Annotated in this window: 14 protein-coding genes; 8 read left to right on the plus strand and 6 right to left on the minus strand. The window is 59.7% G+C overall.

Going from position 1 to position 13,644, the window contains the following annotated elements:
• Nucleotides 1-29: 29 nt before the first annotated feature.
• Genes AC3ZVB_RS07965 through AC3ZVB_RS07980 form a run of 4 tightly spaced genes read left to right on the plus strand, consistent with a single transcriptional unit; the run spans nt 30 to nt 3,501 of the window.
• Nucleotides 30-956 (plus strand): metal ABC transporter substrate-binding protein, encoded by a 927-nt coding sequence (locus AC3ZVB_RS07965; RefSeq protein ID WP_490146255.1) that lies wholly within the window; start codon nt 30-32, stop codon nt 954-956.
• The gene (locus tag AC3ZVB_RS07970) at nt 953-1,699 is read left to right on the plus strand and encodes a metal ABC transporter ATP-binding protein (RefSeq protein WP_194692940.1); all 747 of its coding nucleotides are present in this window, start codon (nt 953-955) and stop codon (nt 1,697-1,699) included. Before AC3ZVB_RS07965 ends, AC3ZVB_RS07970 begins: the two co-directional genes overlap by 4 nt.
• Nucleotides 1,696-2,595, plus strand: a complete 900-nt coding sequence (locus AC3ZVB_RS07975) for a metal ABC transporter permease (RefSeq protein ID WP_162440696.1) — start codon at nt 1,696-1,698, stop codon at nt 2,593-2,595. Before AC3ZVB_RS07970 ends, AC3ZVB_RS07975 begins: the two co-directional genes overlap by 4 nt.
• On the plus strand, nt 2,596-3,501 hold the full coding sequence (locus AC3ZVB_RS07980) for a metal ABC transporter substrate-binding protein (RefSeq protein ID WP_490146256.1): 906 nt from the start codon (nt 2,596-2,598) through the stop codon (nt 3,499-3,501).
• Between the two features lie 119 nt (nt 3,502-3,620).
• Here AC3ZVB_RS07980 and AC3ZVB_RS07985 read toward each other — a convergent pair whose 3' ends face one another.
• The 5 genes from AC3ZVB_RS07985 to AC3ZVB_RS08005 form a co-directional block, all read right to left on the minus strand.
• Nucleotides 3,621-3,848, minus strand: coding sequence for an MbtH family protein (locus AC3ZVB_RS07985; protein WP_162436300.1), 228 nt, complete (start codon nt 3,846-3,848; stop codon nt 3,621-3,623).
• Nucleotides 3,849-3,930: 82 nt separating this feature from the next.
• Nucleotides 3,931-5,343: an aspartate aminotransferase family protein gene (locus AC3ZVB_RS07990; RefSeq protein WP_162436301.1), complete on the minus strand. Its 1,413-nt coding sequence runs from the start codon at nt 5,341-5,343 to the stop codon at nt 3,931-3,933.
• A gap of 57 nt (nt 5,344-5,400) precedes the next feature.
• Nucleotides 5,401-5,907, minus strand: a complete 507-nt coding sequence (locus AC3ZVB_RS07995; RefSeq protein WP_490146257.1) for a GNAT family N-acetyltransferase — start codon at nt 5,905-5,907, stop codon at nt 5,401-5,403.
• Nucleotides 5,908-6,010: 103 nt separating this feature from the next.
• Complete coding sequence (locus AC3ZVB_RS08000) at nt 6,011-7,336, minus strand: ATP-binding protein (protein ID WP_162436303.1); 1,326 nt, start codon at nt 7,334-7,336, stop codon at nt 6,011-6,013.
• Nucleotides 7,333-8,013: a response regulator gene (locus AC3ZVB_RS08005; RefSeq protein WP_162436304.1), complete on the minus strand. Its 681-nt coding sequence runs from the start codon at nt 8,011-8,013 to the stop codon at nt 7,333-7,335. The genes AC3ZVB_RS08000 and AC3ZVB_RS08005 overlap by 4 nt, the downstream gene beginning before the upstream one ends.
• A 340-nt stretch (nt 8,014-8,353) precedes the next feature.
• On the opposite strand from AC3ZVB_RS08005, the gene AC3ZVB_RS08010 reads away from it, so the two are divergent.
• The 4 genes from AC3ZVB_RS08010 to dsbG all read left to right on the plus strand — a co-directional run bounded on the left by AC3ZVB_RS08010 (nt 8,354) and on the right by dsbG (nt 12,604).
• Nucleotides 8,354-9,046 carry a hypothetical protein gene (locus AC3ZVB_RS08010; protein ID WP_490146258.1) on the plus strand — a complete coding sequence of 231 codons (693 nt, stop codon included), beginning with the start codon at nt 8,354-8,356 and terminating at the stop codon, nt 9,044-9,046.
• Between the two features lie 197 nt (nt 9,047-9,243).
• On the plus strand, nt 9,244-10,992 hold the full coding sequence (gene dsbD, locus AC3ZVB_RS08015; RefSeq protein WP_490146259.1) for a protein-disulfide reductase DsbD: 1,749 nt from the start codon (nt 9,244-9,246) through the stop codon (nt 10,990-10,992).
• Nucleotides 10,992-11,858 carry a TlpA disulfide reductase family protein gene (locus AC3ZVB_RS08020; RefSeq protein WP_162436307.1) on the plus strand — a complete coding sequence of 289 codons (867 nt, stop codon included), beginning with the start codon at nt 10,992-10,994 and terminating at the stop codon, nt 11,856-11,858. Before dsbD ends, AC3ZVB_RS08020 begins: the two co-directional genes overlap by 1 nt.
• Nucleotides 11,834-12,604: a thiol:disulfide interchange protein DsbG gene (dsbG, locus tag AC3ZVB_RS08025; protein WP_490146260.1), complete on the plus strand. Its 771-nt coding sequence runs from the start codon at nt 11,834-11,836 to the stop codon at nt 12,602-12,604. The genes AC3ZVB_RS08020 and dsbG overlap by 25 nt, the downstream gene beginning before the upstream one ends.
• Before the next feature lie 79 nt (nt 12,605-12,683).
• On the opposite strand, the gene AC3ZVB_RS08030 is transcribed toward dsbG, so the two are convergent.
• On the minus strand, nt 12,684-13,496 hold the full coding sequence (locus tag AC3ZVB_RS08030; protein ID WP_490146352.1) for an alpha/beta fold hydrolase: 813 nt from the start codon (nt 13,494-13,496) through the stop codon (nt 12,684-12,686).
• Between the last annotated feature and the right edge of the window lie 148 nt (nt 13,497-13,644).

The following is a 13,644-nucleotide window of genomic DNA, read 5'->3' on the forward strand; positions in this document are numbered from 1 at the left end:
GCCTTCACCCGAGAGAAGACCGCTTCCCCATGCCAATTTCATCTCAACGTTCAATCTTTCGTGTGTTGCTGGTGGGCCTGCTGGCTTGCCTGCTGACACCCATGGCGAGTGCCGAAGAGGCCAAGCGCCTGCGCATCGGCATCACCTTGCACCCTTATTACAGCTACGTGGCGAACATCGTCGGCGACAAGGCCGAAGTGGTGCCGCTGATCCCGGCCGGCTTCAACCCGCATGCCTACGAGCCTCGCGCCGAAGACATCAAGCGCATCAGTGGGCTGGACGTGGTTGTGCTTAACGGCGTCGGTCATGACGACTTCGCCGACCGCATGATCGCCGCCAGCGAGACGCCGAACGTTCCGGTGATCGAAGCCAACGAAAACGTCCCGCTGCTGGCGGCCACCGGTGTGGCGGCCCGGGGTGCCGGCAAGGTGGTCAACCCGCACACGTTCCTGTCAATCAGCGCGTCGATCGCTCAGGTCAACAACATTGCCCGCGAGCTGGGCAAGCTCGATCCGGCCAACGCCAAGACCTACACCCAGAACGCCCGCGCCTACGGCAAACGCCTGCGGAAGATGCGCGCCGACGCCCTGGCGAAACTGACCGAGGCGCCGAACGCCGAACTGCGCGTTGCCACGGTGCACGCTGCCTACGATTACCTGCTGCGTGAATTCGGCCTGGAAGTCACTGCTGTGGTCGAACCCGCTCACGGGATCGAGCCAAGCCCGAGCCAATTGAAAAAGACCATCGATCAACTACGGGAACTGGACGTGAAGGTGATCTTCTCGGAGATGGATTTCCCGTCCAGCTACGTCGACACCATTCAGCGCGAATCCGGTGTGAAGCTGTACCCGCTGTCGCATATTTCCTACGGCGAATACACCGCTGACAAGTACGAAAAAGAAATGATCGGCAACCTCAATACGGTGGTCCGGGCCATTCAGGAGTCCGGCGCATGACAGCCCAGGAAACCCTCATCGCCCAAAGCGCCGGCCCGACCCTGGATTTCGCCGACGTCAGCCTGACGCTGGGTCGCACCACGATTCTCGATAACGTGACCTTCCAGGTCCAGCCCGGCAGCGTCCACGCGCTGGTGGGCCCCAACGGTGGCGGCAAGAGTTCGCTGATCAAGACGTTGCTAGGACAAATGCCCCATCAAGGCCGCTTGAGCCTGCTATGGCCAGATGCACCAGGGATCATCGGCTATGTCCCGCAAGCGCTGGAGTTCGACCGCGGTTTGCCCATGACCGTGGACGATTTCATGGCGGCCATGTGTCAGCGGCGCCCGGCGTTTCTCGGTGTCAGCAAGCGCTACGCGGCGGCCATCGGTGAAGCGCTGGAACGCGTCGGCATGCAGGACAAGCGCAAACGGCGCATGGGCGCGCTGTCCGGTGGCGAACGCCAGCGGGTGTTGCTGGCACAAGGGCTGATTCCAGCGCCGCAGTTGCTCGTGCTCGATGAACCGATGTCGGCACTCGACGAAGCAGGCATCCGGGTGTTCGAGCGATTGCTTGGGGACTGGCGACGAAGCGGGATCACCGTGCTATGGATCGAACATGACCTGGAAGCCGTCGGACGCTTGGCGGATCGCGTCACCGGGCTCAATCGTCGGGTGCTGTTCGATGCCACGCCGAAGGAAGCGCTGACCCCGGAACGATTGCTGACCCTGTTTTCGACCCATCCACGGAGCGCTGCCTCATGAGTTATGAAGCCTTTCGTTTGATGATTCAGGGCTGGGCGTCTTCGGGTTACCTGCCCGAGGCGCTGGCTTACGGATTCGTGGTCAATGCACTGCTGGCCGGTCTGTTGATCGGCCCGGTGCTGGGTGGCCTGGGCACGCTGGTGGTGGTCAAGCGCTTCGCGTTTTTCTCCGAAGCGGTGGGTCACGCGGCCCTGACCGGCGTGGCCGTTGGCATCCTCTTGGGCGAACCTTACACCGGGCCTTATGGCAGCCTCTTCGGTTACTGCCTGCTGTTCGGCATTCTGCTTAACTACCTGCGCAACCGCACCGGATTGTCCCCAGATACGCTGATTGGGGTGTTCCTTTCCGTGTCGCTGGCACTGGGCGCCAGCCTGTTGTTGATCCTGGCCGGCAAGATCAACGTGCACATCCTCGAAAACGTATTGTTCGGCTCGGTACTGACGGTCAACGGCAACGATCTGCTGGTGTTGGCCATCGTCGGCTCACTGGTCATGGCGCTGGCCTTGCCGCTGTACAACCGCATCATGCTCGCCAGTTTCAACCCGCAACTGGCCGCCGTTCGCGGTGTGGCGGTGAAGACCCTGGATTACCTGTTCGTGATCCTGGTGACCTTGATCACCGTGGCCGCCGTGAAAGTCATCGGCGCGATTCTCGTCGGTGCCCTGCTGGTGATTCCGGCGGCAGCCGCCCGTTTGCTCAGCCAGTCGCTCAAGGGGTTTTTCTGGTGCTCGGTGCTGATCGCCACGGTCAGCACGCTGTGCGGCATCCTGGCACCGATTGTCTTCGACCTGCCCATCCCGTCCGGCGCCGCAATTATTCTGGTGGCCGGTATCGCCTTCGCCCTGGCCGCTATTGCTCGTGGCGTCGTCCCAAGCCTGAAAGGGAACCTCGGATAAATGTCTTTTTCTCTGCGTCAACTGACCCTGGCCGTTGCCCTGTGTGGGCTGGTCAACACCACCTTCGCCGCTGACAAACCGCTACGCGTTCTGGCGTCTTTGCCGATCACCTACGGCCTGGGCGACGTTTTGCTCAAAGGCACCGATGTGCAACTTGAACGCGCCGCGCCAGCCAATCTGCCCGGCAGCCGTCAGACAGCCTACTTCACGGGCCGTGGCGCACCGGCGCTGGCCAAACTGGCGACCGACGCCGACGCCGTGATCGGTCTGCGCTCGCTGTGGGCGGACGACCCGCTGTACCCGGTTTCCCGCCGCAGCAATATTCGCATCGTCGAAGTCGACGCGGCCCGCCCGGTGGACGGCGCCTTGCCCGGCATCGCCGTGCAACCGGACAACAAGGTCGATGGCCTGAACAGCCAGCCGTGGTTCTCCAGCAACAACATGGGCCGCATGGCCGATGTGATGGCGGCCGATCTGGTGCGCCTGGCGCCCTCTGCCAAGCCGACGATCGAGGCGAACCTGGCGTCCCTGAAACAGCGCCTGCTGAAGTTCAGCGCCGACAGCGAAGCGCGGCTCGCGAGCGCAGACAACTTGAGTGTGATGAGCCTGAGCGATCACTTCGGCTATCTGATCGGCAGCCTCAACCTGGAACTGATCGGCCTCGATACGCGGCAAGATAACGAATGGACGCCTGAAGCATTGAAGGCGCTTGGCGCGACGTTGAAGGACAATGACGTGGCGGTAGTGTTGCACCATCGCCAGCCGTCGGAAGCGTTGAAAGCAGTGATCACCGAGGCCGGGAGCCGGCTGGTGGTGTTAAGCACCGATGCCGCGGATCCCGTGGCGGAGCTGGAGGGGAATGTGGATTTGGTGATCAAGGGGTTGAGCGGCGAGCCGTCCGCCTAAGATCGAGAGATCGCAGCCTCGTTGCTCCTACCGAGTGACGAGGCTGCGATCTTTCAATGTTCAAACACCAAAAAGCCCGCTGACCTTACCGGTTCAGCGGGCTTTTTTTGCGCGACTACTCAGTGCGCCACAGCGGCCTGCCCGTCCATTTTCTGGCGCAAGCTCAATGGACGCATGTCAGTCCAGACTTCCTCGATGTAAGCCAGGCACTCCTTTTTCAGACCACTCTTGCCCACGGTCCGCCAGCCTTCCGGCACGGCCTTGTAATCGGGCCAGATCGAGTACTGCTCTTCGTGGTTGACCACGACTTGAAAAAGGATGTCCTCGCGGTCGAATACTGAAGTCATGGTGTTTCTCCATCGCTGTAAGGGTGGGCTGCACCGCATGCGCAGCCGGTATGTAGAAGGAACGTCCGGGCCGTCGAAAAATTTAAAGATTGGCGGTGGCCGCCGCCATGGCCCGACCAAAAATCTCCGCCACTCGATCGATTTCTGCAGCGGTGATCACCAGCGGCGGCAGGAACCGCACGACACCTCCATGGCGCCCGCCCAGTTCAAGGATCAAGCCGCGTTTGAGGCATTCGCGCTGCACCAGCGGCGCCAGGCGACCGAAGATCGGCGGATGACCCAACGCGTCCGGTGCGCCGGTCGGGTCGACCAATTCGACGCCGAGCATCAAGCCGCGCCCCCGGATGTCACCCAGCTGCGGGAAGTTGCGCTGCAGGATGCGCAGGTGTTCGCTCAAGCGTTCGCCCATGGCAGTTGCGTGATCGCAGACGTTGTTCTCGGTCAGGTAACGCATGACCGCCGAGCCTGCAGCCATCGCCATTTGGTTGCCGCGGAAAGTGCCCGCATGGGCACCCGGCAACCAGGTGTCGAGCCAGTCGCGATAGACCACCACCGCCAGCGGCAGACTGCCGCCGATGGCTTTGGACATCACCACCACATCCGGAATGATCCCGGCGTGTTCGAACGCGAACATTTTGCCGGTACGGGCAAAACCGCTCTGGATTTCGTCGACGATCAACGCCACACCTGCTTTCTCGGTGATTCGTCGCAAGCCGCGCAGCCAGTCGAGATCAGCCGGGATCACGCCGCCCTCGCCCTGCACCGCTTCCACAATCACCGCCGCCGGCAATTGCACGCCGGCTTCGGGATCATTCAGCAGGTTTTCCAGGTAACTCAGATTGACCTTCACCCCTTGTTCACCGCCAAGACCGAATGGGCAACGGTAATCGTAGGGATAGGGCATGAACTGCACGCCGTTGCTGAGTAAGGCACCCAACGGCTTTTTCGGCCCCAGGCTGCCCATCAGGCTCAACGCGCCCTGGCTCATGCCGTGATACCCGCCCTGAAATGACAGCACAGTGCTGCGTCCAGTGGCAGTGCGTACCAGCTTCAATGCCGCTTCCACGGCGTCGGTGCCCGTGGGTCCACAGAACTGGATCTTTGCTTCAGCGGCCAGCGCCGGGGGCAACAGGCTGAACAGGTCCTGGACGAACTGGTCTTTGACCGGGGTGGTCAGGTCCAGGGTGTGCAATGGCAGTTCATCGGTCAGCACTTGCTGGATCGCGTCGATCACCACCGCATGGTTGTGCCCCAACGCCAGCGTCCCGGCACCGGCCAGGCAGTCGATAAAGCTGCGACCTTCAACGTCTTCGACATAAATGCCTTTGGCGCGCTTGAGCGCCAGGGGAATGCGTCGCGGGTAACTGCGGGCGTTCGACTCCTGCCGGTTTTGTCGCGCCAGCAACGGCGATTCGTTGAATTGATAAAGCGTTTCGGCCGGCGCCGAAGTGATCCGGGCCGACTGATCTTCTACAAGGTTGGTAGCGACTGACATCTCTCGACCCCTCAATAAGGTTTTCCTGTTCTGGAAACGCATCAGGTGCCCGAGGATTTAGACCCTTGGTCCGCTTTCGATCAGCCGTGAGGACAGGCCTTTGTGCATGGGGATGGCGCGCAGGCCGGCGACCATGAACGCCGGCGCGCAGGGCTGATAGCCCAAATGACGGTAAAACGCTTCGCTGGTGCGGGTGCTATTGAGTTGCGCCTGATGCAGGCCCTGGCCAATCAACCAGCCCTCCAGATCACGCACCAGCGCCTGTCCGGCACCGCGACGAAACCATTCCGGTTGCACGTAGCAAAACGCAATTTTGCCGCTGCATGCAGCCATGGCGACGCCGATCGGTTTGTCTTGCAACAGGGCGATGTTGAGGTACAAGCGCTGGTCGTTCAGCCAGGGCAAGAGGTGGTCGATGGTTTTGCTGTGGGTCCAGGCGGCGACGGTTTGCGGATCGTTGCGATGGTCAATCGCACAGCCTACGCGGATGGAGCGATCAACGATCCGGCAAATGATGCCGGCGTCGGCGGCGGTTGCCTTACTGACACGCAGGGGTGCATCCATGTCGCTACTACCTCAATCCATTGAGAAAAAGTTGCGGGGGGACGATAGCGCCGCGCGCGCCAGGTGACTAATAGAGAGGCGTTACATTTGATGTTCCGGATGCTCAGACCGGTTGCAATGGCATCGTCAGCTCGACCCGCAACCCGTCCGGCTTGCTGTCGAAATGCAGCGTGCAGCCACACCGCTGAACGATGGCCTGAACGATCGCCAGTCCCAAACCGCAGCCCGTGCTTTGGCCATTTCGCCAGAAGCGCTGGGTCAGGTGTTGCAGGTCGTCCTCGGCAATCCCCGGTCCATGGTCGCGCACAACGAACTGGACGCGGTTTTCAACGGTTTCCACGCTCAACTCCACCTCACCCTCACCGGGTGTATGACGGAGCGCGTTGTCGAGCAGATTGCGCAATGCAGCAATCGACAGCACAGCAGGCATTTGCACTGGGGCCTCGGAGAGCTTCGTTGTGGTTTTGAACCTGATTCGTTGACGATCACCACTGGCGGCATCCTGAATCGCCAGTTTTGCAACCTGCTCGGCGTTGCACTGCACGCCGTCATCGAAGGACAGGCTACCTTCGACCCGGGCCAACAGCAGCAGTTGCTCGAGGGTTCGGTGCAGGCGGTCGGCCCCCTCCTCGGCCCGAGCCAGGGATTGATCCCGGGCGGCGCCGTCGGTCATGCGCGCCACTTGCAGGTGCGTTTTGATCGCCGTCAGCGGGCTGCGCAATTCGTGGGCTGCGTCACCGGTCAGGCGACGCTCGCGCTCGATGGTCTTGCCGATCCGCTGGAGCAACTGATTCTGGGTGTCCAGCAAGGGCTGCAGTTCGCTGGGCAACGGCTGTATCTGCAAGGGCTCCAGAGAATCGGCGCTACGGCGCATCAGCGCATCGCGCATGCGATTGAGCGGCGCCAGTCCCTGGCCGATCCCCAGCCACAGCAGACACAGGCAGCCCAGCAACGCGACGCCCACCGGCACCGATGCGGCCAGCAGGATCGACATGTTCAGGGCTTCGCGTTCGATTTGTCGATCCGCCGTCGTGATGCGCAGATCGCCGCGGGCCAAGGTGAAACTGCGCCAGGGTGCGCCATCGATCATCTGATCGTGGAAGCCCATTTTCTCGGCTTCGAGGGTCTGTTGCGGATCGGTATGGCTGCGAGCCAGGATCTCGCCGCGCAACGAACTGACCTGACACGCCATCCCGCCAGGAATGTTCAGTTGTTCCGCGCTGAAGTGGGTGCCCTCACCTTTATTCGGCAACGCCGGCAACTGCTCCATCAGCCCGGCTACCATGCGTGCCGAGGCGACCAGGCGCTGATCGAGGGAAAACATCATCTGATTGCGCAGATCGCTGAGCATCCAGGCAGCGGCCAGCGCCCAGATCAGCGCAAATGCAGCACCTAGCGTGAGGCTCAGACGTAAACGCAGGCTCATCACTTCGATTGATCTCCGCCGTCCGCCGGCCCCAGGCGATAACCCAGGCCGCGCACGGTTTCCACGATTCCGTTACCCAGTTTGCGCCGCAGATGATGGATGTGCACGTTAAGGGCGTTACTTTCCAGTTCGTCGTTGAAACCGTAGACGCTGTCCTTGAGTTGCTCGGTCGACAGCACTCGCCCACGGTTATGCAGCAAGGCCTGCAACAGTGACTGTTCGCGCCGGGACAAGTCCACCGGCTGGCCGGCGAGCATGGTTTCACGGCTGCTTGGGTTGTAGGTCAGCGCGCCGTGCTCGATCAGGTTGACGCTGCGCCCCGCCACTCTGCGCAATAACGTGTGCAGCCGCGCCGCAAGTTCACGAAGGTCGAAAGGCTTGAGCAGATAATCGTCTGCACCGGCTTGCAAGCCATCGACGCGATCGGTGACCGAATCCCGAGCGGTGAGGATCAGCACCGGTATTTCGAGACCACCATGGCGCAACTGCTGCAACAGCTTGAGGCCATCTTCGTCAGGGAGACCAAGGTCTAGCACCATGACGTCGAATTCGGCGACCTTGAGCATCGCCCGAGCCGCCGAGGCGGTGGCTACGTGCTCCACCGTCAGGCCTTGAGCTGTCAGGCCGGCGACGATGCCGCTGGCGATCAGCTCATCGTCTTCGCAAACCAGTACGTGCATGGGAGCTCCCTGAGCAAAAACATGAGTCAAACAGGTGAGGATTAAGGCTGAATTATGACGAGTGCTTCGACGGACGAGAAGCGATTCGTCAATGCGTGCCTCAGATGAAGCACGAAGTCTACAGCTGCGAATGTTAGATAGTTCGCACGCGCCCTAAAAAGACAACTTCTTCCGGTTTCAATCAGACACATACAAAGCACTAAAACCTGTTCTAAATACAGACCCCACACATTAATCTGACACTTCGAAAGCGCTTAAACAAACACCCCCCCCTTGTAAAACCTATCATCGCGCTTCGACAGACATGTAACCTTGTTAATTAACTGAAAGGAATCAGACAATGCCAACATTGCAAAACTTCGTCGCCGTCGACTGGCGCAACGGGCCCGACCGCATTTACTTTTTCTTCAAGGACACCGGCACTTACTCCCGCTTTAATCTAGGCGACAATGAAGTTCCGAAAAACTACCCTCTAGCCGTTGGCAATAACTGGGCAGACTTTGGCAAACACGTAAAAGAGCTGTGCTTCGGTTTTAACACCTCGGGGGTAGCCTGGGATGCTTCCTCCGACTCTGACATGCTCTGGCTTTTCTACTACGAAGGCTCCACTCCGATGGTGTGTAAATACCGCCAAATGGACGACAATATTTATTTCAAAAAACCTGTTGAGCAAACTGTATGGGCGCCCATTAAACCTCATTTCGAAAAAATCGTGGGCGTTATGTGGTATGAAAAAGCGGAAACAAAGCACACTTACTGGATGCTTATGAACGACGGCAACTATCTCATCTACAACCCTTGGTCAGGCAAGATAAAGATAAAACCTCTCAAAGACTCTATTTGGTGTGGACTCGAGAAATATAAAGACCGCATGATTACCGCCGCCCTGAACGACCACCCAACATTCAACACGTTCTTTTACATCTTCTTGACCAATAACGAATACCTGAGATATGACATTAATGGTGGAACAATCTCAGACCCGATACCTGTCAATGAAGCCTCATGGCCGGGTTTGGTACAAGACAAATGACAGATTCCCACTTGAGCAACTTGCCCTTCACAGACCTGACAACAACTCCCCCAAAAAAGGTCAATGACGGCAATTGTCCAGGGCTGCTACGCGACTAAGCCTCACCCAGGACCAGAGCAACCTGGCGCGGCGGTTAATTATCGGTTAATCGTCGCCCTTCATTGTGCACACCACTTGCATAGGGATAAGGCCTAGCCATGCGTCGTCTGTTTTTATTTTTTGTTCTCCTGATCTCGGGTCTGGCCCAGGCGGGGACCAATCCGTTCGATACCAAACCCGACTTCCTCCCTGTCGGCAAAGCGTTCGTCTTCACCTCTGAGCGCCTGGAATCCGGTGAAACCCAGCTCTATTGGCAGATCGCCGATGGCTACTACCTGTACCAGCAACGCCTCAAATTCGACGGATTGCCCGCAGAGCACAAACCCGAGTTGCCACAGGGTGAATCACACAGCGACGAGTTCTTCGGCGAACAGCAGGTCTACCGCCAAGGCCTGGAGCTGAAAATTCCGGCCGGTGCCACGGGCCAGATCAAGGTCGGCTTCCAGGGGTGTGCCGATGCCGGACTGTGTTATCCACCGCAAACCCAGCTTGTCGATCTGGGTGGCAAATCGGTTACATCAACAACCGCAGCAGTGGCTGGCGAAGCGCCGGACCAAGCGCTGGCCAGCGGCCTACAACAGCGTGCGCTGGGCTGGAGCCTGCTGGTGTTCTTCGGTCTGGGGCTGCTCCTGGCGTTCACCCCTTGCACCTTGCCCATGCTGCCAATCCTCGCCGGTTTGATCGTCGGCAGTGGCGCCTCACCTAAACGTGGTTTCGCCTTGGCCACCAGCTACGTCGTCTGCATGGCGCTGGTGTATGCAGCCATGGGCGTACTCGCTGCAATGCTTGGGGCGAACCTCCAGGCGCTGCTGCAGAATCCCTGGTTGCTGGGCACGTTTGCCGCGGTATTTGTGCTGCTGGCGTTGCCGATGTTTGGCTTCTTCGAGCTGCAGCTGCCGGTCGCCGTGCGTGATCGCCTGGAAAATGTCTCGCGCAATCAACGCGGTGGCAGCCTGATTGGCGCGGGCGTCCTGGGGGCTGTGTCCGGTTTGCTGGTCGGCCCGTGCATGACCGCTCCATTGGCCGGCGCCCTGCTCTATATCGCACAAAGCGGTAACGCACTGCATGGCGGGCTGATCCTGTTCGCGATGGGCATCGGTATCGGCGTGCCGCTGTTGTTGCTGGTCACTGTCGGCAATCGCTTCCTGCCCAAACCCGGCGCCTGGATGAATCTGCTTAAGGGCGTGTTCGGTTTCCTGTTCCTCGCCACTGCCCTGCTGATGCTGCGTCCCGTATTGGACGAATCACTGTGGGTCGGATTGTGGGGGGCCCTGCTGTTGATCGCCGCCTACAGCGCCTGGCGTCAATCAGCCGGCTTCGGTCGCACCGCTCATGTCTTCGGCGCCGGTTCCTTACTGCTCGGCTTGTGGGGCAGCCTGCTGGTGATCGGGGCGGCGGGTGGGAGCGATGACCTGTTCAAGCCATTGCAGGTTTACAGCGCTTCCAACTCGGGCAGTGCCCTACGCCCGACGGGTCATGATGCCTTCACCACGATCAAGGACCCTGCGGACCTGCAGCGGGAACTGGACGCGGCCAAGGCTCAAGGCCAATGGGTGCTCCTGGACTACTACGCCGATTGGTGCGTGTCGTGCAAAGTCATGGAAAAACAGGTCTTCGGTAAACCTCAAGTGCTTGAAGCTCTGGGCGATGTACGTTTGCTCCGGCTCGACGTCACTGCCGACAATGCCGCCAGCCGTGAATTGCTCAGCCGTTACCAGGTTCCGGGGCCGCCGAGCTTCCTGTGGATCGGTGCCGATGGCGAGGAGCGTCGCAGCCATCGCATCACCGGTGAAGTCGATGCCAGCACTTTCCTGCAACGTTGGACTACCACCCGAGAAGCCCGCTAATGCTGACTTTTACGCTCGGTACATTTGCCATCGCGCTTAATCACCTGCTGCTGATCAGTGCCCTGGCACTGGCGACTTTCATCGGTTGGCGGGTGGCCAAACGCGGTGGCGAGAACCCCGAGTCGGCGTTGTTCAGTCTGTTTCTGATCGGCATGCTGGCGGCCCGGATCAGTTTTGTGGCGGTCTATTGGACGCACTACCGCAACGATCCATGGCAAGTCATCGACCTGCGCGACGGCGGCTTCCTCGCCTGGCCCGGAGTTATCACGCTACTGCTTGCCGCCCTGTATCGCGGCTGGCGGCGGCCGGGGTTGCGCCGTCCACTGGGCTTTGGCGTCGCCAGCGGCTTGGCATTCTGGCTCCTGGCGACGTTCTCCCTGAGCATTTACGAACAAGGGACTCGCCTCCCGGACATCACCATGCGCAACGCCGCCGGTGAAACCATGCAATTGTCCGACTACAAGGGCGGTCCGCTGGTCATCAATCTCTGGGCCACCTGGTGCCCACCCTGCCGTCGGGAAATGCCGGTGCTGGAAAATGCCCAGCAGCAACGCCAGGACCTGACGTTCCTGTTCGTCAATCAGGGTGAAAGCATGCAAAGCGTCAGTACCTACCTGGAAACCCAGGGCTTGAGCCTGTCGAATGTGCTGTTCGACAGCGGCGGCCGTCTGGGCCAGGCCGTCGGTTCGATGGCATTGCCGACTACCCTGTTCTATAGCAACGAAGGCCGCCTGCTGGCCAGCCATCTGGGTGAGCTGTCGGAAGCCAGCCTGGCCCGCGCCCTCGAAAACTTTGACACCCCGAACCCTGCCGAATCGGCCCCCTCTTCAAGGAAACTGCCATGCCCCGCCTCCGCCACCTGCTGACGTTGACCCTAGGCACAGCCCTGTTGCACCTGCCGACCGTGCAGGCTGCCGAAGACTTGCCCGAAGCGATCAAAAAAATCGAAGCCAAGGGCGCGAAAATCGTAGGCCAGTTCGACGCGCCGGACGGTCTGCGTGGTTACGCCGCGCAGTACCAGAACCGCGGCATGGCGCTGTACCTCACCCCTGACGGTAAACACGTGTTGCTGGGTAATCTGTATGACGCCGACGGCAACGACCTGAGTACCGCGCCGCTGCAAAAGCTGGTGTACGCGCCGATGTCCAAGGAAGTGTGGGCGAAGATGGAAGCAAGCAACTGGATCGCTGATGGCAACAAGGACGCACCTCGTGTGGTGTACCTGTTCAGCGATCCGAACTGTCCTTACTGCAACATGTTCTGGGAACAGGCGCGTCCGTGGGTAAAGGCCGGTAAAGTGCAGTTGCGACATATCATGGTCGGTATTATTCGCGAAGACAGTCCGGGGAAATCCGCTGCGTTGCTCGCCGCCAAGGACCCGGTCAAAGCCCTTCAGGAACATGAAAAATCCGGCAAGGCCAGCACGCTGAAAGCGCTCAAAGAAGTACCGCCGGCGATTCAGGCTAAGCTCGAGGCGAACATGCAGTTGATGGAAGACCTGGAGTTGTCCGCGACTCCGGCGATTTTCTACATGGATGACAAGGGCGAGTTGCAGCAGCAGCAAGGTGCGCCGTCGCCGGACAAACTGGCGAAGATCCTCGGTCCCAAGTGATTTCACGGCTTCTGTTGCAAGCGCCGCCCAAATGAAAAGCTCGCAGGCTGCGAGCTTTTCGATGAATGCGAGAGGACGATCAGTTTCTCTCGCCAAGAAACTTCAGCAGTACTTCAGTGACAAACCGCGGATTCTCTAGATTGGAAATATGCCCCGCCTCCGGCACCAGCAGGAATGGGCAGCCAATCAGCTCCGCCATTTCCTGGGCTTCGAGGGGAGGCCTTGGGGTGTCCTGATCGCCACACATCACCAGCGTCGTTTCTGGGTTCAATTCACTCAGGCGCGGCAACAGATCACTTCGACCAAAGGTAATCCGCCCCATCGGTACGATGCTTTCGCGCAGACGCTCAGCCGGCAATGCCGCCAGCGACGCACGGAAATTCTGATACAGCGCCGACTGTGGATCGATACCGGGACGGAAGAAGATAGGCACCACAATATCCAGCAACGACGGTGTGATGACTCCAGCCTCTTCGATCTGCTTCAACAACGAAAAATAATACTGGCGAGTCGGCTCGGGCTCGATGCCGACGTAGGTATCCATCATCACCAGCCCACTGACACGTTGCGGAGCCGCCAAGGCCAGGCGCGCGCCCCACATACCGCCAACTGAAAGCCCGACCAGTGCGATGCGATCGATGTCCAAATAATCCAGAAGCCCCAGCGCCTGACGGGAAATATCATCGAGGGAGATGGTGCCGTCCGGTAGTCGCCCGGATTGACCGTGGCCCCAAAGGTCCAGGGCAATCACTCGGTAGTGTTGCGACAACGCGTCGATCTGTGGCGCCCACATGGTCTGATCCCACAGGTAACTTCCGGCAAGCAGTACCGCAGGTCCCCTGCCTTTCTCAGTGTAGTGAAGTGGTTGACCGTCTATTGTCACGAAGGGCATTGATTTTTTACTCGACAAAAATTGAACAGGCAGGCTCCGCTGGGTGGATTTGTCAGTCAACACGCAATCTGTGTCAAAAGTATTGGCAGGCTTCAGCCCCATTTCGCCGGAGGCACACCAGATCAACTGTAGGAGCTGAGCCTGCTCG

Source organism: Pseudomonas sp. MDV22-iso1 (assembly GCF_058145095.1).

What these genes read in the sequence shown, in the direction of transcription:
- AC3ZVB_RS07990 (WP_162436301.1), bottom strand. Translation starts at nt 5,343, where the DNA reads ATGTCAGTCGCTACCAACCTTGTAGAAGATCAGTCGGCCCGGATCACT.
- AC3ZVB_RS08030 (WP_490146352.1), bottom strand. Translation starts at nt 13,496, where the DNA reads ATGCCCTTCGTGACAATAGACGGTCAACCACTTCACTACACTGAGAAA.
- AC3ZVB_RS08010 (WP_490146258.1), top strand. Translation starts at nt 8,354, where the DNA reads ATGCCAACATTGCAAAACTTCGTCGCCGTCGACTGGCGCAACGGGCCC.
- AC3ZVB_RS07995 (WP_490146257.1), bottom strand. Translation starts at nt 5,907, where the DNA reads ATGGATGCACCCCTGCGTGTCAGTAAGGCAACCGCCGCCGACGCCGGC.
- AC3ZVB_RS07985 (WP_162436300.1), bottom strand. Translation starts at nt 3,848, where the DNA reads ATGACTTCAGTATTCGACCGCGAGGACATCCTTTTTCAAGTCGTGGTC.
- AC3ZVB_RS07965 (WP_490146255.1), top strand. Translation starts at nt 30, where the DNA reads ATGCCAATTTCATCTCAACGTTCAATCTTTCGTGTGTTGCTGGTGGGC.
- dsbD (WP_490146259.1), top strand. Translation starts at nt 9,244, where the DNA reads ATGCGTCGTCTGTTTTTATTTTTTGTTCTCCTGATCTCGGGTCTGGCC.
- AC3ZVB_RS07975 (WP_162440696.1), top strand. Translation starts at nt 1,696, where the DNA reads ATGAGTTATGAAGCCTTTCGTTTGATGATTCAGGGCTGGGCGTCTTCG.
- AC3ZVB_RS08005 (WP_162436304.1), bottom strand. Translation starts at nt 8,013, where the DNA reads ATGCACGTACTGGTTTGCGAAGACGATGAGCTGATCGCCAGCGGCATC.
- AC3ZVB_RS08020 (WP_162436307.1), top strand. Translation starts at nt 10,992, where the DNA reads ATGCTGACTTTTACGCTCGGTACATTTGCCATCGCGCTTAATCACCTG.
- AC3ZVB_RS07970 (WP_194692940.1), top strand. Translation starts at nt 953, where the DNA reads ATGACAGCCCAGGAAACCCTCATCGCCCAAAGCGCCGGCCCGACCCTG.
- AC3ZVB_RS07980 (WP_490146256.1), top strand. Translation starts at nt 2,596, where the DNA reads ATGTCTTTTTCTCTGCGTCAACTGACCCTGGCCGTTGCCCTGTGTGGG.
- dsbG (WP_490146260.1), top strand. Translation starts at nt 11,834, where the DNA reads ATGCCCCGCCTCCGCCACCTGCTGACGTTGACCCTAGGCACAGCCCTG.